Here is a 25,776-nt window from a genome sequence, read left to right on the forward strand (position 1 = left end):
TGTTGCAACCAAAGGTTGCATTTCTCTGGGGGTGCGGCTAGCCTCTTGTGCAACCAAACGTTGCATAACAGGAGGACCTCATGGACCAGGCCGTCGAGCTGGGCACCCTCGAGAGGGAGATCTACGTCGACGCGACGCCCGAGACGGTGTTCGACGTCGTCAGCGACCCGAAGCACGTCCGGGAGTGGTGGCCCGACGAGGCGTCGTACGACGTCACGCCCGGCGCGACCGGTCAGATCGTGTTCGGCGACCCGGAGGCCGGGGGAGGAGTGGTCGCGCTGACCGTGCTGGAGGTGGACCGGCCGCGGTCGTTCACCTTCCGCTGGACCCAGGCGCCCGGGGAGACCGGGGTCGAGGGCAACTCGCTGCTCGTCACCTTCGCGCTGACCCCGGAGGGCGGGGGGACCCGGCTGCGGATGACCGAGACCGGGTTCCGCGAGATGGGCTGGGAGGTCGCCGTGCTGGAGCAGCAGTACCGCGAGCACGAGACCGGGTGGGACCACTTCCTGCCGCGGCTGGCGACGTACGCCGCTTCCTTGGACGCGTCATGACCGCCGACGACGACCTCTGGTCCGCCATCGGGGACCCGACGCGCCGGGCGCTGCTCGACATCCTGCTGGCCGACGGGGGAGGCACCGCCACGACGCTCGCCGCCCGCGTGCCGGTCACCCGGCAGGCGGTGGCCAAGCACCTGACCGTCCTGGACCGGGTCGGCCTCGTGCACGGCACGGCCGCCGGGCGGGAGAAGCGGTACCGCGTCGACGAGGCGCAGCTCGCCAGGGCCGCCGCCCAGCTGGAGTCCGTGGGTTCCGCCTGGGACGCCCGCCTCCAGCGCATCAAGAAGCTCGCGGAATCGATCGAGAAGAACACGCACACGAAGGAGAAGGACAATGGCTGACATCCTGCACCGGATCGGCGTGCGGACGCCGACGCCGGAGAAGGTGTACGACGCGCTCACGACCATCGACGGGCTCGCCGGCTGGTGGACCACGTCGACGACGGGGAAGACCGACGCCGGTGGCGTGATCGAGTTCCGGTTCCCGGGCGTCGGGGGCTTCGACATGGAGGTCGTCGACGTGCGGCCCCACGAGAAGGTCACCTGGCGGGTCGCCGACGGCCCCGAGGAGTGGCTCGGCACCACCGTCGACTTCGACCTGCGCCAGGACGGCGACTACACGATCGTGCTGTTCAAGCACGAGGGCTGGCGCGAGCCGGTCGAGTTCATGAACCACTGCAGCACCAAGTGGGGCCAGTTCCTGATGAGCCTCAAGGAGCTCGTCGAGACCGGCACCGGTGCTCCACACCCGCACGACGTCCAGATCAGCGACTGGCACTGACCCGTTGACGGGTAACCACCCCAGATCGTGACTCCCCACCCCTCATGACGGGTGGTTGGTCATCAGAAGGGGTGGTTACTCGTGGATCCGGGGAGAGGGCGGCTCTGCGTAACTTGACATAATGTCAGTTATCGGCGAATCGGCCAGGCGGGACTCAGGAGGAGCGGGTGCCCTCCGCAGGCCCGAAGAACACCAGCACCGTCAGGTCCTCGGTGATGTCGTGGAACCGGTGCTCCTCGCGAGCCGGCACGAAGAACGTCGAGCCGGCCGAGACGTCGACCGTCCGGTCGCCGCCGGTGAACTTCGCGCGGCCCGAGGTCACGACGTACACCTCGTCCTCGTCGTGAGGCGTCTGGGTGTCGGTGGCGCCGGCGGCCAGGCAGTACGTGCCCAGGCTCAGGTCCGGGACGCTCAGGTGCTCCTCGTACGACGCCCCGGTGTCGTCGGGGGTGAACCAGCGGCCGGCGGCCTCGAAGATCTCCACGCGGCCAGCCTGGCAGACCTAGCCGTCGGCGGCCCGGTTGAGCACGTCCAGGAAGGCGTCGAGGTCCGGGATCTGGTCGGCGAGGTTCTGGCCCTTCACCACGCGGGGCCTGTAGTAGGCCCGGGGCTGGCCGTCGTCGGCGTCGTCGAACCCGAAGTCGATGTCGACGACGACGTCACCGTCGTCGAGCGTGCGGACCTGCCCGGCGTTCTCGCAGTCGCCCGGGCCGAGGGTCTGCCGGATGCCGTCGCCGTGCCCGGCCAGCACCATGAAGGTGTCCGCGGGCCCGGTCAGGCAGACGGTGAGTGCGTCCTGTGCCGGAGAGAAGACCACCAGGTCGACGCCGTCGGGGTACACGTCCCCCAGCAGCTCGTCGACCTCGTCGGCGCTCTGCGGGTCCGCCCCGGGGTGGCTCTTCTCCACCTGCTCGGCCCTGACGAAGAACGCCGTGAGACCGGTCGCGAGGGCGCGGTAGCCGTCCAGGGTCGCGGGCGTGGCCTCCACGACCTCCGTCGACACCGGCTCGGGAGGCGACCCGGAACCGGACGGTGTCGGGCTCTCCTCGGGCTCCACGGCGCCCGACGAGGCGGTCGTCGCCGTCGCCGGGGACGGGTTCGTGCCAGGCGTGGCGTTCGACGTGGCGTTCGACGTGATGTCCGGCGACGAGGCCGACGAGGACGACGTCTGGTCACCGCACCCGGAGAGGCCCAGGGCACAGACCAGGGTGAGCAGGGCCCCCGAGAGTGCACGCATGCCGCGCATCATGCGTCATCGACGGCCTCGTCGCGGTCGTTCGCTCGAAACCGGAGCGGGAACCGGACCGGACCGGTGTTGCCCGACACCGGGAGCCACTCGCCGGGACCGTCGGCCTCGACCTCCGGCATCCGTCGGGCCAGCAGCGGCAGGGCGACGCTCATGTCGGTCCGGGCCACGAAGTGCCCGAGGCAGTGGTGCACGCCTCCTCCGAACCCGCTGTGCGGCGGCCGGTCGGCCGCCGTGATGTCGAACCCGGGCTGCTCCCCCATGGCCCGCGGGTCGGTGCCGGACGCGTGCGAGAGCACCTGCACGATGCCGCCGGCGGGGACGTGGAGTCCGAACAGGTCGACGTCCTCAACCGCCTCGCGGGTCACCCAGGTGACCGTCGGGTTGACCCGCATCACCTCCTCGACCGCCGCCGCGCCGAGCTCGGGTCGCGCCGCGAGCAGCGCCCACTGGTCGGGGTGCCGCAGGAACGTCTGCAGGGCCAGGCCGAGCTGGTTGCGGGTCGTCTCCATGCCGGCGAACGCCAGGAACACCAGTCCCACGACCAGCTCGCGCTGCGAGAGGGCGTCGTCCTGGTCGTGCGCGAGGACGAGGGTGCTGACCAGGTCGTCCCGAGGAGAGGTACGCCGGTCGGCGACCACCTCCTCGACGTACCCGGTCAGGCCCGCCAGCGCGGCCTCGATGCGCGGCAGGTCGCGCTTCAGCTGGATCCCGAAGGACTTCCCCAGGTCGTCGGCCCAGTGCGCGACCTGCGGCCACTCCGACTCGGGCAGCCCGAGCAGCAGGCACAGCACCCGGGCGGCGTACGGCTCGGCGAACTCCGACACGAACTCGCACGTCCCTCGCCCCGCGAACGCGTCGACCAGCTCCCCGGCGAGCTGCTGGAACTGCGGCCGCATCGCCTCGATCGCCCGGCTCCGGAACGCCGGGCCGAGCAACCGGCGCAGCCGGAGGTGGTCCGCTCCCTCGAGGCTGAGCAGCGTCTCGGCCCACCACGCGACGAATGGCCCGTCGTGCACGCCGTTCTGCGCCGGCCACCGGGCGTTGCCCTGCTGGAAGCGACGGTCCTTGAGCACCGCCGTGCCCTGCTCGTACCTCAGCACCGCCCAGCCGTACGGCGTCTCGGCGTACCAGTCCTGCTCGCGGGCCTCGTGCACCGCCGCGGACGTCACGTCGAACGCCGGGTCGGCCAGGTCGAGGTACGCAGGCACGTGCGCAGGCATGCGCGGATGCTAGCCGCGGCGGCGCAGCTCGCCCGAAGGTCCAGTGGTCCCGCTCGCGCGAGGTTGTCACAGTGGTGGGATGACCCGCCGGGCTGGCCTCGTCGTCCTCGGGCTGGTGCTCGCGGCCGGCCTGGTGGGAGCGGCGTACGCCGGCACCCTGACCGACCTCGCGCCGTACCGGTACGGCGGACGCGCCGCGCTGGACGGCCTTCCGCTGTACGGCGTCCGAGACCCGCTGTCCGGGCTGCCCTTCACGTACCCGCCGTTCGGCGCGCTCGTGATGGTCCCTCTCGCCCTGGTGAGCCTCCCGCTCGCCGGAGCCCTGGTGACGGCGGCCAGCGTCGGGGCCCTGGCCCGAGTGGTGGCGATGCCCGTCCTCGTGGTGGCAGCGCTGGCGATGGAGCCGGTGTGGCAGGACCTGAGGTTCGGCCAGGTCAACCTGCTGCTGATGCTGGCCGTCCTGGTCGACCTCGCGCGTCCCGAGCGCAAGGCGTCCGGGGTGCTGGTCGGCCTGGCGGCCGGCGTGAAGCTCACCCCGCTCGTGTTCGTCGTCCTCCTCGTGATGGTCGGACGTCGCGACGCCGCACTGCGGACCGCCGCGACCTTCGCGGCGACCGTCGCGCTCGGCTTCGTGGTCATGCCCGGCCAGTCGGCGGCGTACTGGAGCCACCGCCTGCTGGACGGCACCCGCGTCGGACCGCCGGAGCTGACGCACAACCAGTCGGTGTACGGCGTACTCAGCCGGCTCCTCGGCGAGCCACCGCCGGTCGCGCTCTGGGTCCTCGTCGCCGGTCCCCTGGCCCTCGCCGTCCTCGTGGTCGCAGCCCTGTGGTGGCGACGGGGTGACCGCCTCCTGGGCACCGGCCTGGCCGGTCTCGCCATGCTGGTGGCCTCGCCGGTGTCGTGGTCGCACCACTGGGTGTGGGCGGTGCCGCTGACAGTGGCCATCTGGCGACACAGCCGCGCGGTCGCCCTGGCCTGGGCCGTGGTGTTCGTGGCCCGGCCGATCCTCTGGCCACCGTGGGGCGACGGTCGCGAGCACGACTGGGACCTCGCGCAGCACCTCGTCGGCAACGCCTACCTCCTCGCGGCCGCCGGGCTCGTGGTCTGGGCCACGACGCGCCTGCGCGCCGGGCCTATCGTGGGCGTCGTGAGCGACGAGGACATCCAGGCCCGGATCAAGGGACTCATCGACCAGGAGCACGACCTGCGCCAGAAGCTCGGCGCCGGCGAGATCAGCAGCGAGGACGAGCACGCCGACCTGGCCCGCATCGAGGTCGAGCTCGACCAGTGCTGGGACCTGCTGCGCCAGCGCCGCGCGCGTCGCGAGTTCGGGCAGGACCCCGAGGGCGCCGAGGTCCGCGACGCGGGCACCGTGGAGCACTACCAGGGCTGAACCCGGCTCACGCCAGCAGCGCCAGCACGACCCGGGCGATGCCCAACGGCGGGCCGAGGGGCAGCGCGAACCCGACCCAGAACACCGCCTCCAACGGCAGCAGGGCGAGCGAGTACGCCGCGGCGTGCGGCGCGCCGAACCACAGGGCCACGCCGACCGCCACCTCCAGCAGGCACACCAGCAGGTACCCCGCCAGCAGCGGCACCGACGTCGGGAAGCCCCACGACTCGAACGGCCCACCGCCGTACGTCGGGAAGCCGAGGAACGTCCACACCTGGTGGGTGCGCGCGAAGTGCAGCAGCCCGAACAGGCACGGGATGCCGAAGCCCAGGCCGAGCAAGACCGAGCACACGGCGGCCGTCTTCAGCACCCGCCGATCATGCTCCCGCGTCAGGAGACGGGGAAGCCCGCGGCCAGCGCGGCACTGCGCAACGTCGACTCGAACAGCGCGTCCCGCGCGGCCTCGCCCATCCAGTCGAACTGGCCGTACACGTCGAGGCAGGTGACGCCGTGGAGCGTCGCCCAGGCGTGCAGCATCGCCTGGTGAGTGGCCGCGGGGATGGCGTCGCCGACCAGCTCGTCCTTCTCCTCGAAGTGGGCGACGAGCTCGTCGGCCACCTCGCGCACGAGCGGCTCGGAGAGCACGCCAAGCTCGGCCGCGCGCAGGAACAGCTGGGCCAGCTGCCCCATCGCGTCCTTGGCCGCGTCGGTCGTGGGGCCGTCCTCCGGGGCGACGTAACCCGGCAGCGGCATGCCCAGGATCAGCGCGAACTGGGCCGGTTCGGACCGCGCCCAGTCGCGGTAGGCCTTCCCCACCACGATCCATCGTCCGGCCACGTCGTCCTGGTCGACGGTCTCGCGGGCCGCGGCGACGGTGCGCCCCAGGTCGCGGTACCCGTCGGCGATCAGGTCGGTGAGCAGCTCGTCGCGGTCGGCGTAGTACCGGTACAGAGCCGGCGGCGTCATCCCCATCTCCTTGGCGATGTCGGTGAACCGCACCTCGGAGGCACCGTGGTCGCGCATCAGCCCGCGCGCGACCTCCTTGATCTCCTCGACGGTCGCGGCGCGCTGGCGCTCACGGCGGGTGAGAGACCCACTCTCGGCGATGCTCACGGGTGCTCCTCCCCCGGACCGGGGTACGACTGGATGACGATTGCGTAACGCATCGTCACACAAGTGAAGTCACTTGACAAGTGACGGCACATCGTGTTCGTTATGCACCATAACTGACTTCCGAGGAGAACCGCGATGACCGTCCTGTCACCCGGCCGGCACCAGGAGCCCGCCGCCACCACTCCCCGCATCGGCCCTCTCGGCCGCCTGGCCCGCGTCACCTTCCGCCGTCGCGGCCGCACCGTCGTGGCCTGGCTGCTCGCGCTCGGCGTCGCCGTCGGGCTGGCTTCGGCGTTCGGCGGCGAGTTCAAGGCCGACTACTCCGCGCCGGGGTCGGACTCCAAGCAGGCGCAGACCCTGCTCGAGCAGCGGTTCCCCACGCAGGCCGGTGACACCGTCGACGTGGTGGTGCGCGCGGACGGTGGCGTGCAGGGCAAGCAGTCCGAGGTCCAGGACGTCCTCGCCGAGCTGGCGAAGGTCCCGCACGTGGCCGGGGTCTCCGACCCGTTCCAGGACCCGGCGGGCATCAGCCAGGACGGTACGACGCTCGTCGCGCACCTGCGCCTCGACGTCGAGAACCCCGTCGACATGCCGATCGACGACAGCCAGCAGATGCTCGACATCGCGAACGCCGCGTCGACCGGCGGCTTCCACGTCGCCCTCGGCGGTCAGTCGGTCCAGCAGGCCGAGCAGGGCGAGATCGGTTCCGAGGGCCTCGGCCTGGCCGCGGCCGCCATCATCCTGCTCCTGATGTTCGGCTCCGTGGTGGCCGCCGGGCTGCCGATCGTCGTCGCCGTCGCCGGGCTCGCGGTCAGCAGCACGCTGACGACGGTCGTCATCTCCCTCGTCGACGCCCCGGACTGGTCGACCTCGCTGGCCACGATGATGGGCATCGGCATCGGGATCGACTACGCGCTACTGATGGTCACCCGGTTCCGTGAGTGGCGCGCCGCCGGCCTCGACCCCGAGGCCGCCACGGTCGCCACGCTCGACACCGCAGGCCGCTCGGTGATGGTCGCCGGCACCACCGTGGTGATCAGCATGCTCGGCCTGTTCGCCATGGGTCTGTCCTTCATGCGCGGCGCCGCCGTCGTCACCATCCTGGGCGTGCTGATCGTGATGCTCGCCAGCGTCACGCTCTTCCCCGCCCTCCTCGGCTACCTGGGCAAGCACATCGACCGGCTGCGGCTCCCGCTCGGCCGGTTCATGGGCGGGGGGCACCAGATCACCGTCGCGGCCGGCGGCCACGTCGAGCCGTCGCGTGCCTGGCTGGGCTGGAGCCGCCTGGTCGACCGGCACCGCATCGCGGCCGCCGTCGTCGGCACCGCCGCGCTGCTCGCCCTGGCCGCGCCGTTCCTCGGTGTCCAGTTCGGGTTCCCCGACGCCGGCAACAACCGCGAGGAGACCAGCACCCGCCAGGCCTACGACATGCTCGCCGACGGCTTCGGCCCCGGCATGAACGGTCCGCTGCTGCTCGTCGCCGAGCTGCCTCCCGGTTCCGACGCCAGTGCGCTGGACGGGGTCTCCCAGGCGGTGTCGGCCACGCCCGGCGTCGTCGCCGTCGCGCCGGCCACGCTCAACGAGACCGGCGACGCGGCGGTGATGACGGTGGTGCCGGCGACCGGCCCGCAGGACCAGGAGTCCGAGGACCTCATCCGCACCCTGCGCGACGACGTGCTCCCGCAGGCCACGGCCGGCGGCGACGTGTCCGTGTACGTCGGCGGCGTGACGGCGACCTCGATCGACAGCACGGACAACATCACCAAGCGGCTCCCGCTGCTGATCGGTGGCGTCGTCCTGCTCTCGATGCTGCTGCTCATCGCGTCGTTCCGGTCGCTGGCGGTCGCCGTCAAGGCGGCCGTGATGAACCTGCTGTCGGTCGCCGCGGCGTACGGCGTCGTGGCCCTCGTCCTCCAGGGCGGCTGGGTCGGCCAGCTGGTCGGCATCGACACGCACACGCCGCTGCCGTCCTTCGTGCCGGTGCTGATGTTCGCGGTGCTGTTCGGGCTGTCGATGGACTACGAGGTGTTCCTGGTCAGCCGGATGCGCGAGGGCTGGCTGCGTACCGGCGACAACGAGCAGGCCATCCTCGGCGGTCTCGCCGGCACCGGCCGGGTGATCACCGCGGCGGCGGCGATCATGGTCGCGGTGTTCGCGGCGTTCGTCCCCTCCCCCGACGTGATCCTCAAGGTCATCGGCGTGGGCATGGCGGCGGCGATCTTCATCGACGCGACCGTCGTGCGGATGCTGCTCGTCCCTGCGGTCATGCACCTGCTGGGCCGGGCCAACTGGTGGATGCCGGAGTGGCTGGGCCGGCGGCTCCCGGAGCTGCACGTCGAGGGGCACCCGGAGGACCACCTGCCGCAGGCGCAGCCCGTCTGACCCGCGGTCACGGGGTGGCGACGTCGACCGTCGCCACCCGGTGCAGCTTGGGTCGGTCGTGGTCGCCGTCGTTGACCTCGCCGCGTGACCACCAGAAGTGCAGCCGGTGCTCCTGGAGCTCGAGCACCGCCAGGTTGTTGTCGTACCAGGGTCCCTGCGCGACCTTCCACCGCAACGGCGAGCGCGGCACCTTGCCGCCGAGCAGCCGTCCGGTGGGCCGTGCCTTCCCGAGCGCCGCCACCTTGAACGCCACCTGCATGATCCGGGGCAGCGGGTTGCGGATCGGGGAGCAGGTGGCCTGCACGACCGCGCTGGTCAGCCGCTTGCCCGACGCCGGGTCGGCCCACGCCTCGGCCACGTAGCTGTGGTGCACGTCGCCGGACATGAACGTGACCGACCGTGGAGCCCGCCCTCGCGCCCCCGAGGCCACCTCCACGACCATCCCGGCCACCTGCACGAACCCGCCCTGGAACGCCGCCCAGTGCTCGAGGTCCGCGGTCTGGCGCAGCCACTCCCCGGCCTTGCTGCCCAGCCGGCCCCACGCGCCCTGGGCCAGCGCCTCGCCGAACGCCTCGACGTGGTGCAGCTTGGGCGTCATCAGCAGCGGCAGCGACGTGCCCACGAGCAGGTGGTCGACGTCGCCGCGCATCCGCTCGTCGAGCCAGGCCATCTCGTCGTCGTCGAGCATCGAGCGATGGTCCGGCTCGAGCACGCGAGCGGCCCGCGAGTCCACGACCACGAGGCGGGCCTGGGTGCCGAAGTCGCGGGAGTAGCTCCACCGGTACGAGGTGGGCTCCTGGTCGGCGCGGTCGGCCAGCTCGTCGAGCTCGGCGGTCACGTCGAGCTCGTCGTCCCCGTCGTACGCCGCGATCCGGCTCCACAGCTTGTCGTCGGCGCGGTCCTCGGCCCCGAGGTTCCCGAGGTGCTGGTAGACCCAGTACGACCCGAGGCCGGCCACCACGCGCTCGTGCCACCAGCTGGTGGCCTCCATCTCCTGGCGCCAGGTCCAGCTGGTGTTCCAGTCGTCGCGGATGTCGTGGTCGTCGAAGATCATCGCGCTCGGCAGCGTGGACAGCAGCCAGCGGTTGGCCGGGTCGCTCCACGCCAGCCGGTAGAGGTGGGCGTACTCCTGGTAGTCCTTCAGCTCGCTCCAGGGCGGCTGCTCGGGGTCGCGGCGCGAGGCGATGAACTCCTTCATCCTCGGGCTGGTGTCGTCGGCGTAGACCTGGTCGCCGAGGAACACCACCACGTCGGGCCAGCGGTCGGGCTCGCCGGTGAGGCCGGCCATCCGCAGCGCGTAGGCGCGCAGCGCGTCGATGCCGAACCGGGCGTTGCTCTCCTCGTCGTGCGACACGCTCACCCGGCAGGACCCGAAGCCGACCCGCAGCGGCTTGCCCGGCTCCAGCGTCGGGACCACCGACGGCGGGAAGTCGGCGAACTCCGGCTCGTCGGGCGGCCAGACCGGCTCGCCGTCGACGTGCACGCGGTACGGCGTCTTGGTCCCGGGCGGCAGGCCGGTCACCTCCACCAGGGCGTAGTGGTGGCCGTGCGCGGCGAAGGTACGTGCAGTGGCCGTCACGTCGCCGGCCTCGACGGTGACCCTGGCGGCCTCGGCGGTCTCGACCCAGATGGTCGCGGAGGTGTCGTCCACGAAACGCAGGAGGGGCCCCAGACGCAGCGGGCCTTCCGGGAGGTCGCTCACACCGGCACCTTAGTGTCGGGCCGTGGCCCTTCGAGATGACGTCCTGGACCTCCCGGACGTCGCCGCGTGGGAGGCCTGGCTGGAGGCCCACCACCGCACGGCGTCCGAGGCGTGGCTGCGGATCGCCAAGAGGCACTCCGGGCTGGCGACCATCTCGATCGGCGACGCCCTCGACGGCGCGCTGTGCTTCGGGTGGATCGACGGGCAGCGGAAGGGACTGGACGACGTGTCGTTCCTCCAGCGCTACTGCCCGCGCCGCGCCCGCTCGTCGTGGTCCCAGGTGAACGTCGAGAAGGTCGCCCGGCTCACCGCCGAGGGACGGATGCGCCCGTCGGGCCTGGCCGAGGTCGAGGCCGCGCGGGCCGACGGCCGGTGGGACGCGGCGTACGAGCGGCAGAGCACCGCCGCAGTGCCCGAGGACCTCGCGGCGGCCCTCGCCGCCGACCCGCCGGCCGCCGCGGCGTTCGAGGCCCTGAGCAGGAGCGAGCGGTACCTGGTGTTCCTGCCGATCCTCAAGACCACCACGCCGGCCGCGCGGGCACGGGCGGTCGCCCGGGCTGTCGACGGGTTGCGCTGACGGGTTGACTGCAGCCATGGAGCCGACTGCCCGCTTGGCCGACCTCGCGCCCCGGCCCGGTGACCTGGAGCCGATCGAGACGGCGTCCCGCGACGAGCTCGCCGCCCTCCAGCTCTCTCGTCTGCGGTCGTCGCTGTCACGCGCCTACGAGCACGTGCCGCACTACCGTCGCGCGTTCGACGAGGCCGGCGTGCACCCCGGCGACGTGCGGTCGCTGGAGGACCTCGCGCGGTTCCCGTTCACCTCGAAGGCGGACCTGCGCGACAACTACCCGTTCGGGATGTTCGCGGTGCCGCGCTCCGAGGTCGTGCGGGTGCACGCGTCGTCCGGTACGACGGGCCGGCCGACCGTGGTCGGGTACACGCGCAACGACATCGACACCTGGGCCGACGTGATGGCCCGGTCGATCCGCGCAGCCGGTGGGCGTCCCGGGATGGTCTGCCACGTGGCGTACGGCTACGGGCTCTTCACCGGCGGCCTGGGCGCCCACTACGGCGCCGAACGACTCGGCTGCACGGTGGTGCCGGTGTCCGGCGGGATGACCGAGCGGCAGGTCACGCTCATCCGGGACTTCGAGCCCGAGGTGATCATGGTGACGCCGTCGTACATGCTCGCGATCCTCGACGAGATGGAGCGCCAGGGCCTCGACCCGGCGGCGTCGTCGCTGAAGGTCGGCATCTTCGGCGCCGAGCCGTGGACCGCCGACATGCGCCGCGAGATCGAGGAGCGCGCCGGCATGCACGCCGTCGACATCTACGGGCTGTCCGAGGTGATCGGACCCGGAGTGGCGCAGGAGTGCGTCGAGACCAAGGACGGGCTGCACGTCTGGGAGGACCACTTCTTTCCGGAGGTCGTCGACCCGGAGACCGGTGCGGTGCTGCCGGACGGCGAGCTCGGCGAGCTGGTGTTCACCTCGCTGACCAAGGAGGCGATGCCGGTCGTGCGCTACCGCACGCGCGACCTGACCCGGCTGCTTCCCGGTACGGCGCGGACGATGCGGCGGATGGAGAAGATCACCGGCCGCAGCGACGACATGATGATCATCCGTGGCGTGAACCTGTTCCCGACCCAGTTCGAGGAGCTGATCCTCGCGGAGGCCGAGCTGTCGCCGCACTTCCAGTGCGTGCTGACCCGGCCCTCGCGGCTCGACGAGCTCACGATCCGGGTGGAGAGCCGATCCTCCCTCTCCGACTCCGAGGCGCTCGTCATCGCCGAGCGGATCGCCGAGCGGGCCAAGGCCACGACGGGTGCCTCGGTGAGGTTCGAGGTGCTGGCCCCGGGTTCGGTCGCGCGTTCCACCGGGAAGATGAAGCGGATCGTCGATGAGCGTTGACCGCGAGCTCGTCGCGTCGGCGCACGTGGAAGCGACGCCGGGCGAGGTGTGGGCCGTGCTGGCCGACGTACGCCGGATGCCCGAGCTCTCCCCGGAGCTCGTGCGCATGGTGCCGCTCAAGCCCGGCGGCCTGCGACGCGGGCAGTGGTACCTCGGCCTGAACCGCCGCGGGTACGCCGTGTGGCCGACCCGCAGCGTCGTCGCCGAGGTGGTGCCCGAGCGGGTCGTCGCCTGGGACACGGCCACCAGCGGTGCCCGGTGGGTCTGGGAGCTCGAGCCGGAAGGTACGGGGACGCTGGTCGTGCACCGCCGTCCCGTACCCCGCCGGGTCACCCTCACCGCCCGCCTCTACGCCCGCGTCTTCCTCGGCGGCATCGCCCGCCACACCGACGCCCTCGAGTCCGACATGGCCCTCTCCGTCGCCCGACTGAAAGCCGTCGTGGAGGGATAGTCCGGTGCGTTTGGGTCGTCTCCGAGCTGGAATCACGACCCATTCGCACCGGACTATCCCGAAAACCCGTCTGACACGATGACCAGATGAGCGCACCCGACGCGCCGGAGACGGCGGAGGAGTACTACGCGCGGATCGAGGCGGCGACCGACGGCGAGCGGCGGCTGGCCGTGGCGGTCGACGACATGCCGGGGTGGGACATCTTCCCGTTCGAGCTGGACTCGCTGCGCATCAAGCCGCTGGAGCCGCTCGCCGACGCCGAGCCGCCACGGCGCGGCGAGGACCCGCACGACTGCTGGTGCGCCCACGAGCCCGACCCGGCCAACGAGGCGCGGCGGGTGTGGAGCAACGAGCGCTGGACGCTGTCCCTCAACACGTCGATGCGGCTGCCCATCTCCCTCAGCCTCGGGCCGCGGGACCACCACGACCTCGGCGACCTGCCCGACGACCTGGCGTCCGAGCTGGGCCGGCTCACCGTCGCGCTCAGCCACGCGATCGAGCAGCTGCCGAGCGTCGGCCGGTCGCAGGTCGCCAAGTACGGCGACGGGGGCGCGCACCTGCACCTGTTCTTCTTCGGCCGGCCGGCGCGGATCCTGCAGATGCGCGGGTCACCGTTGCTGGACTGGGAGGAGAACCTCCCCGCCGTGCCTCTCGAGGTGCTGCAGGCGAACGCGACCTTCGTCGCGCGACACCTGCAGGGCGTCGTCGGCGGCGACGGACCGGCCTGGCTGGAGTCCTGACCCGGCGCCGGTCGACATCCACGCCCTCGCCGCTGACGCGGCGCTTGGACAAATTTCGGCAAATCCCTGACAAATGCCGGTCTAGGCCTCCTACCGTGGCCCCACAACCCCCCATCACTGAACTCGCAGCCCCCCGAAAGGCGAGCTCATGGCACTCGGCCAACCCGAGGCATCCCGTCGCGCGCTCGTGGCGTCAGCCGCCGCTGTCGCCGGAACAGGCGTGGCGCTGGTGGCTGCCCCCGCGCAGGCCCGCGGCAAGAAGAAGCCGCAGAAGTACCAGGGCCAGCCGCTCCTCAAGGGCCGGGACCGCCACCTCGTCTCGCGGTTCAGCTACGGCGTCACGCCCGCCCTCGCGAGCCAGGTCCGGGCGGCCGGCGGCGCTCGTGCCTGGTGGGAGCGTCAGCTCACCCCGACCGCGGTCCCGGACGCGTGGGCCGACCAGCTGCCGACGTGGTGGCCCTCGCTGAGCCAGTCCCCGCAGGACATGTGGGCCGCGGACAAGATGGGCATGATGCGCGCCTTCGGCGTGTGCCAGGACTACCAGCGCTACGTGCTGCTGCGCCGCATCTACTCCAACCGCCAGGTCCTGGAGCTGATGACGGAGTTCTGGGAGAACCACCTGAACATCCCGCTCAACGGCGAGCCGTCGTACCTGTTCCGCCGCTCCTACGGCGAGACGATCCGCTCGAACGCGTTCGGCCGGTACGAGGACATCCTGTTCTCCGCGATCACGCACCCCGCGATGCTGGTGTACCTCGACAACGCGAACTCCACCGCCGAGCACCCCAACGAGAACCTCGGCCGCGAGCTGCTCGAGCTGCACACGGTCGGCCTCGGCAACTACACCGAGGACGACGTGAAGGAGTCGGCGCGGATCCTCACCGGCTGGCGCGTGGACACCCAGCAGGGCAACAGGACGCCCACCTGGAACGCGTCGTACATCCCCGGCGACCACTCGCTCGGCCCGGTGCGGGTGATGGCGTTCACCGACCCGAACGGCGACGCCGACGGCCGCGACCTGACCCGTCGCTACGTCTCCTACCTGGCCCACCACCCGATGACCGCGCGGCGGATCGCGACCAAGCTCGTGCTCAAGTTCGTCCGCGACGACGCGTCCGCCGCCCTCGTCGCGCGGCTCGCCCAGGTCTACCTGGCCAACGACACCGCGATCGTCCCGGTGCTGCGTGCGCTGGTCGCCTCCCCCGAGTTCGCCCGCGCCGCCGGCACCAAGGTCCGCGACGCCACCGAGGAGGTGGTGGCCGTCTGGCGGACGCTCGGTGCGCAGGTACGCCGCCCGACGGGCCCGGCCTCGGCCGCGAACACGATCCTCTGGCAGACCGACAGCCTCGGCCTGATGCCGTTCATGTGGCCGCGCCCCGACGGCGCTCCCCTGGTGAACGACCCCTGGTGCACGCCCTCGCGGATGATCGCCAGCTTCGACCTGCACCACTCGATGGCCGGTGGCTGGTGGCCCACCGCCTCCCAGGGCGTGGTGTACCGCGCCCTCAAGTCGTGGGTCCCGCAGAAGACGCTGCGCCTCGACCAGCTCGTCGACCACCTCTGCCAGCAGCTCCTCCACCAGCACGCCACTCCCGTGCTCGTGAAGGCCGCCTGCACGGCGGTCGGGTACGACGCCGACGAGGCGATCGACCGGAGGCACCCCGTCCGCCTCTACGGCATCTCGACCCTGCTGACGACCATCCTGGACTCTCCTGAGTTCTTCCAGCGGTGACCCGGGTGACCCTCATGGACAACGGGCCGGGCCAGGACGCCTGCTGCGACGAGTACGCGCGTCTCTCGGCCTCGCGGCGCAGCCTGCTGAAGGGCGCCCTCGTCGCCGGCTCCACCACCGTGATCGGCGAGGCCGTGATGAGCACCGCCGCCGCCGTCCCGGGACGAACGGCCCGCGGCGTCCTCGTCGTGCTGTCCCTCCGGGGCGCAGCCGACGGCATGAGCCTGGTGGTCCCCCACGGCGACCCCGTCTACTACGAGGCCCGTCCCAAGATCGCGATCCCGCAGGCGTCGCTGATCGGTGCGGACGGCTTCTTCGGCATGCACCCGGCGCTGGCGCCGCTCATGCCGCTCTGGAGCTCCGGCAAGCTGGGTTGGGTCCACGCCTCCGGCTTGCCGGCCCCCAACCGCTCGCACTTCTCCGCGATGGAGGAGCTCGAGGACGCCGCGCCCGGGTCGTCGACCCGGACCGGCTGGCTGAACCGGCTGATCGGCCTGCCTGACGGCTCGGACTCCCCCACCCAGGCGCTCAACATCGGCACCGGCGTGCCACCCGCGTCGCTCGGTGGCCCCGCGCCGTACATGAACGCCTCGAGCATCGACGACATCAAGCTCGCCGGTACCGGCAAGGACCGCAACGACAAGCGGCGCCGCTCGCTGGACACCATGTGGCGCCAGCAGCGCACGCCGCTCGGCGACGCCACCCGCCGCGCGTTCTCGGTCGTGCAGACCTTCGAGCGCATCACCCGGACCGCCGCCGAGACCGCCGCGCCGTACCCCAAGGGCGACCTCGGGAAGGCGTTCGCGAACGCGGCCCGGGTGATCCGCGGCAACGTCGGCGTCGAGGTCATCACCATCGACCACGGCAAGTGGGACATGCACTCGGGCCTCGGAGACCTCGAGTGGGGGCAGATGCTGGAGAACGCCACCGAGCTGTCCCAGTCGGTCGCGGCGTTCTTCACCGATCTCGGGCTGCTCGCCGACAACGTGACCCTGGTGGCGCTCAGCGAGTTCGGCCGCCGCGTCCAGGAGAACGTCAACGTCGGCCTCGACCACGGCTACGGCAACGTGATGATGGTCGCCGGCGCCGGCGTGAAGGGCGGTTACTACGCCAAGTGGCCCGGCATCACCAACGAGCTCGACTCCGACCTCCTGGTCACCACCGACTACCGCAGCGTGCTCGCCGAGGTGGTCTCCGGGCGGTTCGGCGTCAGCAGCGCCTCGGTGTTCCCGGGGTTCGTGCGGGAACAGGTCGGCGTGATGCTCGGGCAGTAGCCCGACCGAGGACTCGGCGCCGTCGCGGGCTTGCCCGGGGATGCCCGCGACGGGCGCCGTGCTCACGTGGGCGTTCCTCCCACCTCGATCCCCCGCTGGCGCAGCAGCTCGGCGCGCTGGAAGGCGTACCCGACCATCCAGTGCGGGCGGTAGTCGTAGAGGCGGATGTCCGGGCCCCACTCCAGCGGCGAACCGCCGTAGTGGCGGGTCCAGTGGTCGAGGGTCTCCTCCCAGCGCGGGTGGCCGGGTGTCATCGGCAGCGCCCGGCCGTGGCTGAAGAGCGCCATCCCCTCGCCGTCGATGTGGGCCACGCTGGTGGCCGGCCGGGCGGCCAGGTGCCGGGCCTTGGCGGCCGTGCCGCTGGTGCTGAAGGACCACGTGCCGTGCAGGAAGTGGCCGTCCAGCGCGCTGATCCGCGGCTCCCCCGCCGCGGTCACCGTGGCCACGCTCAGCACCCGCATCCCGGTCAGCAGGGCGACCAGGTCGGTGGCCGACAGGATCCGGTCGTCGTGGATGATGGCCTTGAGGTGGTCGGTCGACCCCGCGTGCGAGCGGTCGAGGAGCGCCTGCAGCGCGGCCACCTCGTCGTCGGTCTCGTACATGCCACACCTCCTCGTCGGCATGGTGCCACGGCCACCGGACACGCCTGCTTGACGTGTCTTGCGTTATCTCACACATGAGATACCGTGGGTCGGGTGACGGAGGACTACAAGGGTCGTATCGGGAACCTCATCCGCGACGCCCGCAAGCACCGCGGGCTCACCCAGCAGCAGCTGGCCGAACGGCTGGCCACCAGCCAGAGTGCGGTGAACCGCATCGAGAAGGGCCACCAGAACCTCTCCCTGGAGATGCTGGCCCGCATCGGCGCCGCCCTCGACAGCGAGATCGTCGCGCTGGGCGCCGGGCCGGTCCACCTGCGCGTCAGCGGCCCCACCACGCTCTCCGGCTCCATCGACGTGAAGACGTCGAAGAACGCCGGCGTCGCGCTGCTCTGCGCCTCCCTGCTGAACCGCGGCCGCACCACCCTGCGCAGCGTCGCCCGCATCGAGGAGGTCAACCGCCTCCTCGAGGTGCTCAGCAGCCTCGGCGTCCAGACCCGGTGGATCAACGCCGACAACGACCTGGAGATCGTGCCTCCCAAGGAGCTCGACCTCAGCCGGATCGACGAGGACGCCGCGCGGCGCACGCGCTCGATCATCATGTTCCTCGGCCCGCTCCTGCACCGCTCGGAGGCGTTCGACCTGCCGTACGCCGGCGGCTGCAACCTCGGCACCCGCACGGTCGAGCCGCACATGTCCGCGCTGCGGCCGTTCGGCCTCGAGGTCAAGGCCACCGACGGCTCGTACCACGCGCGGGTCAACCCGGTCATCGAGCCGACCCGGCCGATCGTGCTGACCGAGCGCGGTGACACGGTCACCGAGAACGCCCTGATGGCGGCCGCACTGCACCCCGGCACCACGATCATCCGCAACGCGTCGTCCAACTACATGGTCCAGGACCTCTGCTTCTTCCTGCAGAAGCTCGGCGTGGACGTCGACGGCGTCGGTACGACGACCCTCACGGTGACCGGTCGCAGCGAGATCGACGTCGACGTCGACTACGCCCCCAGCGAGGACCCGATCGAGGCGATGTCGCTGCTGGCCGCCGCGATCGTGACCGAGTCCGAGATCACCATCCGCCGGGTGCCGATCGAGTTCCTCGAGATCGAGCTGGCGACGTTGGAGGAGATGGGCTTCCGCTACCAGCTGTCCGAGGAGTACCTCGCCCGCAACGAGCGCACCCGGTTGGTCGACATCACCACCAAGCCCGGCCCGCTGCACGCGCCGCTGGACAAGATCCACCCGATGCCGTTCCCCGGCCTCAACATCGACAACCTGCCGTTCTTCGCGGTCATCGCCGCCGTGGCCACCGGCCAGACCCTGCTGCACGACTGGGTCTACGAGAACCGCGCGATCTACCTCGTCGAGCTCAACAAGCTCGGTGGCGACGTCAAGCTGCTCGACCCGCACCGGGTGATGATCGAGGGCCCGACCCACTGGTCCGGCGCCGAGGTCGTCTGCCCGCCCGCGCTGCGCCCCGCGGTCGTGATCCTGCTGGCGATGCTCGCCTCGAAGGGCACCAGCGTGCTGCGCTCGACGTACGTCATCCACCGGGGTTACGAGGACCTCGCCGAGCGCCTCAACCAGCTCGGCGCCAACATCGAGCCCTTCAGGGACATCTGACGTCCCTCGGTGGTTGAGGTGCGGGAGTCAGCTGAACAGCGTCTCCACCCACGCCCGGGCGGGGATCTTGGCCGCCGGCGGGGCCTGCATGTCGGCGGTGATGCGCGGGATGGGCTGGGTGCCCTGGCTGGCCAGCCGGTGCCAGTCGTTCTCGGACTCGACGTACGAGCCGAGGTCCATGCGCGCGAGGAAGACGCCGTGTCCCTGCGGGCATCCGTGCACCTGGCCGGACCCGAGCGGACGGGCGAACATCTCGGAGCCGCACTGGGGGCAGGACAGGGCCTCGTCGGTCATGGGACGACGATAGCCAAGTGGTCGGCGGGGATACTGCACCCGTGACGCCACCGCGCACGGGATACGCCTACCTCGACGCGCTCCTCGACGAGCCCGGCACGGTGCTGGCGTTCGCGCACCGCGGCGGCGCCTACCACCCGGAGATCGAGGGCCTCGAGAACACCCTGCAGGCGTTCGCCCACGCGGTGGGGCTCGGGTACAGCTACCTCGAGACCGACGTCCACGTGACCAGCGACGGCGTCCTGCTGGCCTTCCACGACACCGTGCTCGACCGGGTCACCGACCGCACCGGCGCGATCGCGACGAGCACGTACGCCGAGGTGCAGCGCGCCCGCATCAACGGCTCGGACCCGGTGCCGACGCTGGCCGAGCTGTTCGACGAGTTCCCGGACGCCCGCTTCAACATCGACGTGAAGGCCCCGGGTGCGGTGCCGGCGCTGGCCGCGTTCCTGGCCGAGCGCGAGGCCTGGGACCGGGTGTGCGTGGGCTCGTTCTCGGGGCGACGGCTCCGCGAGTTCCGGCGGCTGACGGGCGGGCGGGTGGTGACCTCGGCGTCGCCCGGCGAGGTGGCGGCGTACCGGCTCCTCCCCTCCGCCGTCGCCCGGGTGGTCACCCGCGGCCGCCCGCGCGTCCTCCAGGTGCCCCACCGGGCTGCGCGCATCACGATCGTGACGCCGGGACTCGTGCGACGCGCGCACCGCGCCGGCGTCCAGGTCCACGTGTGGACGGTCGACGACGCCGCGGAGATGCGGGTGCTCCTCGAGCGGGGCGTCGACGGGCTGATGACCGACCGGACCGACGTGCTCAAGGACGTGCTGCACGAGACCGGCCGGTGGCGCGCCTAGTACGTCGGGTTGGGCATCGAGGCCGTGACGGTCAGGACACCCGGCGTGTAGTCGAAGACGTAGTTCTCGGCGACCGCGCCGTAGGGGACGATCGGGTACGCGCCGGGCTGAGCGCTCGGCGGAGGCGCCATGAACGTCGGCGCGGTGGTGACGACGGCTGCGGTGTCGCCGTGCACGAATCCGTCGTAGACGGCCTCGAACGTCGGGTTGGGACTGTTGGTCGGGCGGCTCGCGTCGCCCACCGAGACGAAGAGCGTCCGGGGGTCGACCATCCGGCTGAGCTGCACCGTCGCGGTCGCGTACGAGCTGTCGCCGGCCTGCGTGAGGGTGACCGCGCAGCCGCCGGTGCCCACGAACCGGAGCCCGCTGGACGTCGAGCCGTAGGGCACGCAGACGTCGGGCGTGCTGGTGGTGACCGTCACGGGGTTGCCGGAGGACCCGCTCCCGGCCTCGAAGAACAGCTGCGCGCCGTACTTCCAGCTCCCGTCGGGGATCGCGATCTGCTGGTACTGCTGCCCGCCGGCGTCCCCGACGGCTGCCACGTCGTCCGACTGGCCGACGATCCGGTCGAGGGTGCCGCCCGGCACCACGGCGGCAGCGGTGCCGGCGAGGGCGGCGACGGCCACGGCGACGGCCGCGGCGGCGTACAGCTTGGTCCTGGTCATGCCGTGAGGGTGCCGGTGGGTCGGGGCGCCGGTCTGTCACGCCGGCGACACAGGCCCGGATTGATGACGGCATTGATGACCTGGGCGCGTCGGCACCGACATACTCGGGCCAGCGCTGGGGGCCAGCCACCGATCGGCCGATGGAGGACTGATGACGACAGGTGAGGGCATCGCCGACCTGCGGCCGCTCTGGCGCTCGAAGGACCAGAAAGCCTGGTACTGGTACGACTGGGCCAACTCCGCCTTCTACACGACCGTCCTGTCGGTGCTGTTCGCGCCGTACATGGCCACCGTCGCCGGCAAGGCGGCCGGGTGCGTCGACGCCGACGAGACGTGCAGCAGGACCGTCACGCTGCTCGGGCTACACCTGGCCGCCGGGTCGCTGCCGTTCTACCTGACGAGCTTCGCCACCATCGCCAGCGCCTTCGTGCTGCCCATCGTCGGGGCGTTCGTCGACCGCTCGTCCCGCAAGAAGTGGCACATGGGCGGCTACGCCTGGGCCGGCTCGTTCTTCTGCGCGCTGCTCTTCTTCATGGAGGGCGACCACTGGCAGATCGGTGCGGTGGCCGTCGTGCTGGCCAGCATCCTGGGCGGCTGCTCGCTGGTGTCCTACTACGCGATCCTGGTCGACATCTCCACCGAGGAGGAGCGCGACCACGTCTCCTCGCGCGGCTGGGCCTTCGGGTACCTCGGCGGCGGCCTCCTGCTGGCCGTCAACCTCGGCATGTTCCTCGGCCACGACGCGATCGGCCTGGAGAAGGGCATGTCGGTCCGGCTGTCGCTGCTCTCGGCCGCGATCTGGTGGGCCGGCTTCACGCTCATCCCGATGCTGCGGCTGCGCAACTACGAGCCGGTCAACGAGGTGGCCGTCGAGGGCACGCTGTTCGAGCGCAGCTTCGGGCAGCTCTTCACGACGTTGAAGGAGATGCGCGCCTTCCCGATGACGATGACCTTCCTCATCGGCTACCTCTTCTACAACGACGGCATCCAGACCGTCATCTACGCCGCCTCGACCTACGGCTCCAAGCAGCTCAAGTTCGGCGACAGCGTGCTCATCGGCACGATCCTCCTGATCCAGTTCGTGGCCTGGGGCGGCGCGCTGTTCTTCGGCCGGCTGGCGGCCAAGCACGGTGCGTACCGGTCGATCCTCTGGGGCATCTACGCCTGGATGGCCATCGTCGTCATCGCGCTGTTCCTGCCGGAGAAGAACGTGCCGCTGTTCATGGCCGTGGCCATCGCGATCGGCATCGTGCTCGGCGGCACCCAGGCGCTGTCCCGGTCGTTCTTCAGCCTGCTCATCCCCCGCGGCCGCGAGGGTGAGTACTTCGCCCTCTACAACGCCGCCGAGCGTGGGACGTCGTGGTTCGGGACGCTCCTGTTCGGTGTGGTCTTCCAGGTGACCGGCTCCTACCGGCCGGCCATCGTGGCCTTGATCGTCTACTTCATCCTCGGCGCCTTCTTCCTGCTCCGCCTGGACCCGCAGCGCGGCATCCGCGAGGCCGGCAACGCCGTGCCCTCGGCCCTCTGACGCGTCGGCTGAGTCTCCTGTCGGCGGTGGGCCTGGGGTTGCTGTAGGGCTGCGATCGCAGCCGAATTGCACATCTCGCGCCCGGAAATCTGCAGTACGGGCGCGATCGCGCGATTCTCGGCACCCCAGGCCCCCGCCGCACCCCATGGTCGCTCGGCTGGTGACATACCCGGCGTACGTGTGACCCCTCTCCCGGGGTGGGCCGGAACGAATCGCGCCTCGCTACCGTTGGTAAAGAAGGACGGGACGTCAGGGTCGAACCGCGACCTGAACCGTTCACGTCGTTCATGCGTCATAACGGGGGAACCGGAAGGGATGGTGGCCAAGTGGCAGAGCGCACACTTCGGGGAGCGCGCCTCGGGGGCCAGAGCTTCGAGGACGAGCGCGGTATCGAGTTCGCGGCGCGGCAGCAGGTCGGTTATCTCTGCTCGCGCGGACACTCCTTCGAGATCACGATGTCGGTCGAGGCCGACGTGCCCGCGATCTGGGAGTGCCCGCGATGCGGGGCCGAGGCGCTGAGCACGTCCGGGATCGAGCCCGAGGCCAAGGCGGAGAAGCCCGCTCGCACGCACTGGGACATGCTCCTGGAGCGGCGTTCGGAGAAGGAACTCGAGGACATCCTCAAGGAGCGTCTCGAGCTGCTCCGTGGCGGCGAGATCGGGCCGGCGCACCTGCACCGCGCAGCACCGAAGCGCGGGAGCCGGTCGACGGCCAAGAAGCGCGCGGCCAAGAGCGCCTGAGCGTTCGAGGGCGCCGACAGCGCGCCCACAGATCGCCCGAGAGCGTCTGACCTAGTCGACGACCTCGCCCTGCACGACCGGTCCGTCCGGTCCGGGGCGGGGTCGTTGCTGCGTCGTGCCCCCGAGCGGAGTGCCCACGACCACGAGCCGCTTGCTGACCACCTGGGTCAGCAGCCGCCGTGCGACCGGCCGGGTGAAGGGCAGGATCAGCAGGATCCCGAACGCGTCCGTCACGAACCCGGGGCTGAGCATCAGCGTGCCGCCGATGAGGATGAGCGCACCGTCGGCGAGCTCCTTGGCCGGCATCCGCCCGCTGTTCAGTGCGGTCGTCAGCGCCTGCCAGGCCCGCCGGCCCTCGTGCTTGACCAGCCAGCCGCCGAGGATGGAGTCGGCGATGAGCAGCAGGATCGTCCACCACGCGCCGATCACCTGGCCGACCTGGATCAGCACGTAGATCTCGAGGATCGGCATGACCACGAAGGCGAGCACGAGGGCCCATCCCACCCAGCCCCGGCGTCGTGCTCCTGGTCGGGCCATCGGTGCCTCCCTACGTGCGGCGCAACCGCCGCTTCACCTGGCGGGCCCGCTCCCGCAGACCCCACTTCGTGATCGACTTCAGCGACTCGGTGGCGACGTCCGGGCTCATCTTGGAGTCTCCACGGACCCGCTCGATGAACTCGATCGGCACCTCCACGACCCTGAGCCCCGCCTGGAGCGTCCGGTAGGCCATGTCGGTCTGGAAGACGTACCCCGTGCTGCGCACCTGGTCGATGTCGATCTTCTCCAGCGTGGCACGCCGGAACAAGCGGTACCCCGCCGTGGCGTCTCGCACGGGGATGCCGAGCAGCAGCCGCACGTAGAGGTTGCCGCCGCGCGACAGCGCCTCGCGCGACTTCGGCCAGTTCACGATCGAGCCGCCCGGGATCCAGCGCGAGCCGATCACCAGGTCGGCGTCCTGGAGCGCGTCGAGCAGCCGGTACAGCTGCTCGGGCTGGTGCGACCCGTCGGCGTCCATCTCGCCGATCACGTCGTACCCGGCGTCGAGCGCCACGCGGAAACCTGCGCGGTACGCCGCGCCGAGGCCGGCCTTCTCGGTGCGGTGCACCACCGCCACGTGGGGGTCGGCGGCGGCCAGCCGGTCGGCGATCTGACCCGTGCCGTCGGGCGACCCGTCGTCGACGACGAGCACGTCGACCCCGGGCTGCGCCGCACGGAGCCGGCCGACGATCCACTCGAGGTTCTCCGCCTCGTTGTACGTGGGCACGACCATGACCACGCGGCCCAGACCGTGCTCGAGCCCGTGCTCGTGATCGGGGACGCTCACGCGGGACTCCTGGTGGTGACGGGTTCAGGCTCGCGGTCGTCCTCGACGACCGGAGGGGGACGGCGGATGCCGCGCCGACGATAGCCCAGCGCCGCTACGGCGAGGGCGAGAACGGTGACAAGGCCCGTGCTGCGCGCGACCCAGTGCCCGACGTACGTGCCGGGCGTGATGCTCGCGTCGAGGTCGACGTCCGCCTCGATCACCGCCGTCGTGCGCGGTGCGGCACTCGCGACCACGCTGCCGTCGGCGGCGATGATCCCGGACTGCCCGTTGACCGACGCGATCGCCAGCGGCCGGCCGTACTCGATCGCCCGTGCCCGTGAGATCTCGAACTGCTGCTCGATCTGCGAGGTGTGGATGAACATCGCGTTGCTGGTCTGCACGACGGCCATCTGGGCACCGTGCGTGACCTGGTCGTAGAGGCCGTCGTCGTAGGCGATGTCGAAGCAGATCGCGTCGGCGACCGGCACGCCGTTGACGAGCAGCGGGTCCTTGCGCGTTCCGCTGAGCATGTCGCGGGGGATCATGTCGAGCTTGCCGAAGCTGTCCCCGAAGACGTTGCGCCACGGGATGTACTCGCCGAAGGGCACCGGGTGCCGCTTGGTGTACCGGTCCCCCGCCCCGAGGGCCGGGTCCCAGACGATGCCCTGGTTCATCACGTGCTCCGACCCCGCGTCGACCATGGCGCCGACGAGGATGGGTACGCCGATCGCGTGGAGAGCCGCCTCGATCCCGCTGTGGGTCTGGGCGTCGGCGAACGGGTCGACGGCCGTGGAGTTCTCCGGCCAGAGGACGAAGTCCGGCCTCGGTCGCGTGCCGTCCTCGACGTCGTGGGCCAAGCCGATGGTCGCCTGCACCTGGTTGTCGGTGACCTGCCGGAAGACCGCCAGCACGTCGGTGCCGTCACCAGGGACGTCGCCCTGGACGGCCGCCACCCGCAGCGTGCCGTCCGAGCCGGACTGCCAGGGTCGGAGGGCGGGCAGGAGCAGCGCCGCGGCCACGGCCGCCAGGCCGGCCAGGGTGGCGGCCCTGCGGCCGTCGCGGGGCAGGTACGCCGCGACCAGCGCCCCCACGAGGGCCAGCAGCAGGCTGACGCCCGTCGCGCCGACGTACGCGAGCGCCGGCGCGACGGGGGTGTCGACGACCGCGAAGGCCAGCCGCCCCCACGGCATCCCGCTGAACGGCCAGGTGCTGCGCAGCACCTCCATCGCCGACCAGGCGACGGCCACCCAGACCGGCCACGCGGGCAGCCGGCGCAGGTACGGCACGGCGACGGCCAGCAGCCCGTAGAAGCCGGCCTCCAGACCGGACAGGGCCAGCCAGGCGTACACGTCGACGGCCCGCATCCACCACATCAGCGTGTAGCAGTACGCCACCCCGAACGCGAGGCCCGGGAGGAGCGCCTGCCGCGGCCTGATGTCCACGACCAGGGCGACGTACGCCGCCACGGCCAGCGGCAGCACCCAGAAGAAGCCGACAGGCGGGTAGGCCAGGCTCAGGACGGCGCCGGCCATCGCGGCGAGCAGCGTCCGGACGAGCACCCGACCAGCGTACGGGCGGATCGGCCGCGAGACCTTGCAGGCGGCCGGGAGAGGTAGCGGCCCTTCGGACCGACCCGCGCACGACCGGCTGTCGTGGGCAGGAAGTTATCT

At 71.4% G+C, this 25,776-nt stretch carries 27 protein-coding genes; 15 read left to right on the top strand and 12 right to left on the bottom strand.

The genetic code is table 11. The features are described 5' to 3' along the window. The first annotated feature begins 80 nt into the window (after positions 1–80). The 3 genes from ISU07_RS18625 to ISU07_RS18635 are packed head-to-tail and all read left to right on the top strand — an operon-like array spanning position 81 to position 1,337. On the top strand, positions 81–551 hold the full coding sequence (locus ISU07_RS18625) for an SRPBCC family protein (protein WP_194708337.1): 471 nt from the start codon (positions 81–83) through the stop codon (positions 549–551). Then, a complete protein-coding gene (locus ISU07_RS18630; RefSeq protein ID WP_194708338.1) occupies positions 548–898 on the top strand; it encodes an ArsR/SmtB family transcription factor in 351 nt (116 codons plus the stop codon). The genes ISU07_RS18625 and ISU07_RS18630 overlap by 4 nt, the downstream gene beginning before the upstream one ends. Further along, positions 891–1,337 (top strand): SRPBCC family protein, encoded by a 447-nt coding sequence (locus tag ISU07_RS18635; RefSeq protein ID WP_194708339.1) that lies wholly within the window; start codon positions 891–893, stop codon positions 1,335–1,337. The genes ISU07_RS18630 and ISU07_RS18635 overlap by 8 nt, the downstream gene beginning before the upstream one ends. Positions 1,338–1,491: 154 nt before the next feature. On the opposite strand, the gene ISU07_RS18640 is transcribed toward ISU07_RS18635, so the two are convergent. Genes ISU07_RS18640 through ISU07_RS18650 form a run of 3 tightly spaced genes read right to left on the bottom strand, consistent with a single transcriptional unit; the run spans position 1,492 to position 3,806 of the window. Beyond that, a complete protein-coding gene (locus ISU07_RS18640) occupies positions 1,492–1,821 on the bottom strand; it encodes a cupin domain-containing protein (protein ID WP_323742703.1) in 330 nt (109 codons plus the stop codon). An 18-nt stretch (positions 1,822–1,839) separates the two neighbouring features. Next, positions 1,840–2,574, bottom strand: a complete 735-nt coding sequence (locus tag ISU07_RS18645) for a hypothetical protein (protein WP_194708340.1) — start codon at positions 2,572–2,574, stop codon at positions 1,840–1,842. An 8-nt stretch (positions 2,575–2,582) separates the two neighbouring features. Beyond that, complete coding sequence (locus ISU07_RS18650; RefSeq protein ID WP_194708341.1) at positions 2,583–3,806, bottom strand: cytochrome P450; 1,224 nt, start codon at positions 3,804–3,806, stop codon at positions 2,583–2,585. Between the two features lie 79 nt (positions 3,807–3,885). Between ISU07_RS18650 and ISU07_RS18655 the strand changes: the two genes are divergently transcribed. Further along, entirely contained in the window at positions 3,886–5,202 is a 1,317-nt protein-coding gene (locus ISU07_RS18655) for a DUF2630 family protein (RefSeq protein WP_194708342.1), read from the top strand. A gap of 7 nt (positions 5,203–5,209) precedes the next feature. On the opposite strand, the gene ISU07_RS18660 is transcribed toward ISU07_RS18655, so the two are convergent. Continuing rightward, positions 5,210–5,572, bottom strand: coding sequence for a hypothetical protein (locus ISU07_RS18660; protein WP_194708343.1), 363 nt, complete (start codon positions 5,570–5,572; stop codon positions 5,210–5,212). A 20-nt stretch (positions 5,573–5,592) separates the two neighbouring features. Then, on the bottom strand, positions 5,593–6,315 hold the full coding sequence (locus tag ISU07_RS18665) for a TetR/AcrR family transcriptional regulator (RefSeq protein ID WP_194708344.1): 723 nt from the start codon (positions 6,313–6,315) through the stop codon (positions 5,593–5,595). A gap of 135 nt (positions 6,316–6,450) precedes the next feature. On the opposite strand from ISU07_RS18665, the gene ISU07_RS18670 reads away from it, so the two are divergent. Beyond that, complete coding sequence (locus tag ISU07_RS18670) at positions 6,451–8,697, top strand: MMPL family transporter (RefSeq protein WP_194708345.1); 2,247 nt, start codon at positions 6,451–6,453, stop codon at positions 8,695–8,697. A 7-nt stretch (positions 8,698–8,704) separates the two neighbouring features. Here the strand turns inward: ISU07_RS18670 and ISU07_RS18675 are convergent, their stop codons facing one another. Continuing rightward, entirely contained in the window at positions 8,705–10,399 is a 1,695-nt protein-coding gene (locus ISU07_RS18675; RefSeq protein WP_194708346.1) for an alkaline phosphatase D family protein, read from the bottom strand. Positions 10,400–10,421: 22 nt separating this feature from the next. On the opposite strand from ISU07_RS18675, the gene ISU07_RS24910 reads away from it, so the two are divergent. The 6 genes from ISU07_RS24910 to ISU07_RS18705 all read left to right on the top strand — a co-directional run bounded on the left by ISU07_RS24910 (position 10,422) and on the right by ISU07_RS18705 (position 16,506). Continuing rightward, positions 10,422–10,976, top strand: coding sequence for a YdeI/OmpD-associated family protein (locus tag ISU07_RS24910; protein WP_194708347.1), 555 nt, complete (start codon positions 10,422–10,424; stop codon positions 10,974–10,976). A 16-nt stretch (positions 10,977–10,992) separates the two neighbouring features. After that, on the top strand, positions 10,993–12,309 hold the full coding sequence (paaK, locus tag ISU07_RS18685; protein ID WP_228522168.1) for a phenylacetate--CoA ligase PaaK: 1,317 nt from the start codon (positions 10,993–10,995) through the stop codon (positions 12,307–12,309). Continuing rightward, positions 12,299–12,760: an SRPBCC family protein gene (locus tag ISU07_RS18690; RefSeq protein WP_194708348.1), complete on the top strand. Its 462-nt coding sequence runs from the start codon at positions 12,299–12,301 to the stop codon at positions 12,758–12,760. The genes paaK and ISU07_RS18690 overlap by 11 nt, the downstream gene beginning before the upstream one ends. Before the next feature lie 86 nt (positions 12,761–12,846). After that, positions 12,847–13,500 (top strand): hypothetical protein, encoded by a 654-nt coding sequence (locus tag ISU07_RS18695; RefSeq protein WP_194708349.1) that lies wholly within the window; start codon positions 12,847–12,849, stop codon positions 13,498–13,500. Between the two features lie 229 nt (positions 13,501–13,729). Further along, positions 13,730–15,232 (top strand): DUF1800 domain-containing protein, encoded by a 1,503-nt coding sequence (locus ISU07_RS18700; RefSeq protein WP_194708350.1) that lies wholly within the window; start codon positions 13,730–13,732, stop codon positions 15,230–15,232. Then, positions 15,229–16,506: a DUF1501 domain-containing protein gene (locus ISU07_RS18705; protein ID WP_194708351.1), complete on the top strand. Its 1,278-nt coding sequence runs from the start codon at positions 15,229–15,231 to the stop codon at positions 16,504–16,506. The genes ISU07_RS18700 and ISU07_RS18705 overlap by 4 nt, the downstream gene beginning before the upstream one ends. Positions 16,507–16,568: 62 nt before the next feature. Here the strand turns inward: ISU07_RS18705 and ISU07_RS18710 are convergent, their stop codons facing one another. Further along, positions 16,569–17,108 (bottom strand): pyridoxamine 5'-phosphate oxidase family protein, encoded by a 540-nt coding sequence (locus tag ISU07_RS18710; RefSeq protein ID WP_194708352.1) that lies wholly within the window; start codon positions 17,106–17,108, stop codon positions 16,569–16,571. A 93-nt stretch (positions 17,109–17,201) separates the two neighbouring features. Here ISU07_RS18710 and ISU07_RS18715 point away from each other — a divergent pair, with 93 nt between their 5' ends. Then, entirely contained in the window at positions 17,202–18,728 is a 1,527-nt protein-coding gene (locus ISU07_RS18715) for a helix-turn-helix domain-containing protein (RefSeq protein ID WP_194708353.1), read from the top strand. A gap of 27 nt (positions 18,729–18,755) precedes the next feature. Here ISU07_RS18715 and ISU07_RS18720 read toward each other — a convergent pair whose 3' ends face one another. After that, a complete protein-coding gene (locus tag ISU07_RS18720) occupies positions 18,756–19,022 on the bottom strand; it encodes a zf-TFIIB domain-containing protein (protein ID WP_194708354.1) in 267 nt (88 codons plus the stop codon). 41 nt (positions 19,023–19,063) lie between these two features. On the opposite strand from ISU07_RS18720, the gene ISU07_RS18725 reads away from it, so the two are divergent. Further along, on the top strand, positions 19,064–19,867 hold the full coding sequence (locus ISU07_RS18725) for a glycerophosphodiester phosphodiesterase (RefSeq protein WP_323742704.1): 804 nt from the start codon (positions 19,064–19,066) through the stop codon (positions 19,865–19,867). Here ISU07_RS18725 and ISU07_RS18730 read toward each other — a convergent pair. Further along, a complete protein-coding gene (locus ISU07_RS18730; protein ID WP_194708355.1) occupies positions 19,864–20,532 on the bottom strand; it encodes an MBG domain-containing protein in 669 nt (222 codons plus the stop codon). The genes ISU07_RS18725 and ISU07_RS18730 overlap by 4 nt on opposite strands. A 151-nt stretch (positions 20,533–20,683) precedes the next feature. On the opposite strand from ISU07_RS18730, the gene ISU07_RS18735 reads away from it, so the two are divergent. Further along, positions 20,684–22,060: an MFS transporter gene (locus tag ISU07_RS18735; RefSeq protein WP_194708356.1), complete on the top strand. Its 1,377-nt coding sequence runs from the start codon at positions 20,684–20,686 to the stop codon at positions 22,058–22,060. 326 nt (positions 22,061–22,386) lie between these two features. Then, positions 22,387–22,800: an RNA polymerase-binding protein RbpA gene (locus ISU07_RS18740; RefSeq protein ID WP_194708357.1), complete on the top strand. Its 414-nt coding sequence runs from the start codon at positions 22,387–22,389 to the stop codon at positions 22,798–22,800. Positions 22,801–22,851: 51 nt separating this feature from the next. Here the strand turns inward: ISU07_RS18740 and ISU07_RS18745 are convergent, their stop codons facing one another. The 3 genes from ISU07_RS18745 to lnt are packed head-to-tail and all read right to left on the bottom strand — an operon-like array spanning position 22,852 to position 25,665. Continuing rightward, the gene (locus ISU07_RS18745) at positions 22,852–23,337 is read right to left on the bottom strand and encodes an FxsA family protein (RefSeq protein ID WP_194708358.1); all 486 of its coding nucleotides are present in this window, start codon (positions 23,335–23,337) and stop codon (positions 22,852–22,854) included. 10 nt (positions 23,338–23,347) lie between these two features. Then, positions 23,348–24,070 (bottom strand): polyprenol monophosphomannose synthase, encoded by a 723-nt coding sequence (locus ISU07_RS18750; RefSeq protein WP_194708387.1) that lies wholly within the window; start codon positions 24,068–24,070, stop codon positions 23,348–23,350. Positions 24,071–24,120: 50 nt separating this feature from the next. Next, the gene (lnt, locus tag ISU07_RS18755; protein WP_323742705.1) at positions 24,121–25,665 is read right to left on the bottom strand and encodes an apolipoprotein N-acyltransferase; all 1,545 of its coding nucleotides are present in this window, start codon (positions 25,663–25,665) and stop codon (positions 24,121–24,123) included. Between the last annotated feature and the right edge of the window lie 111 nt (positions 25,666–25,776).

The sequence above is a fragment of the Nocardioides islandensis genome (assembly GCF_015352455.1).
GTDB classification, from domain to species: Bacteria; Actinomycetota; Actinomycetes; order Propionibacteriales; family Nocardioidaceae; genus Nocardioides; species Nocardioides islandensis.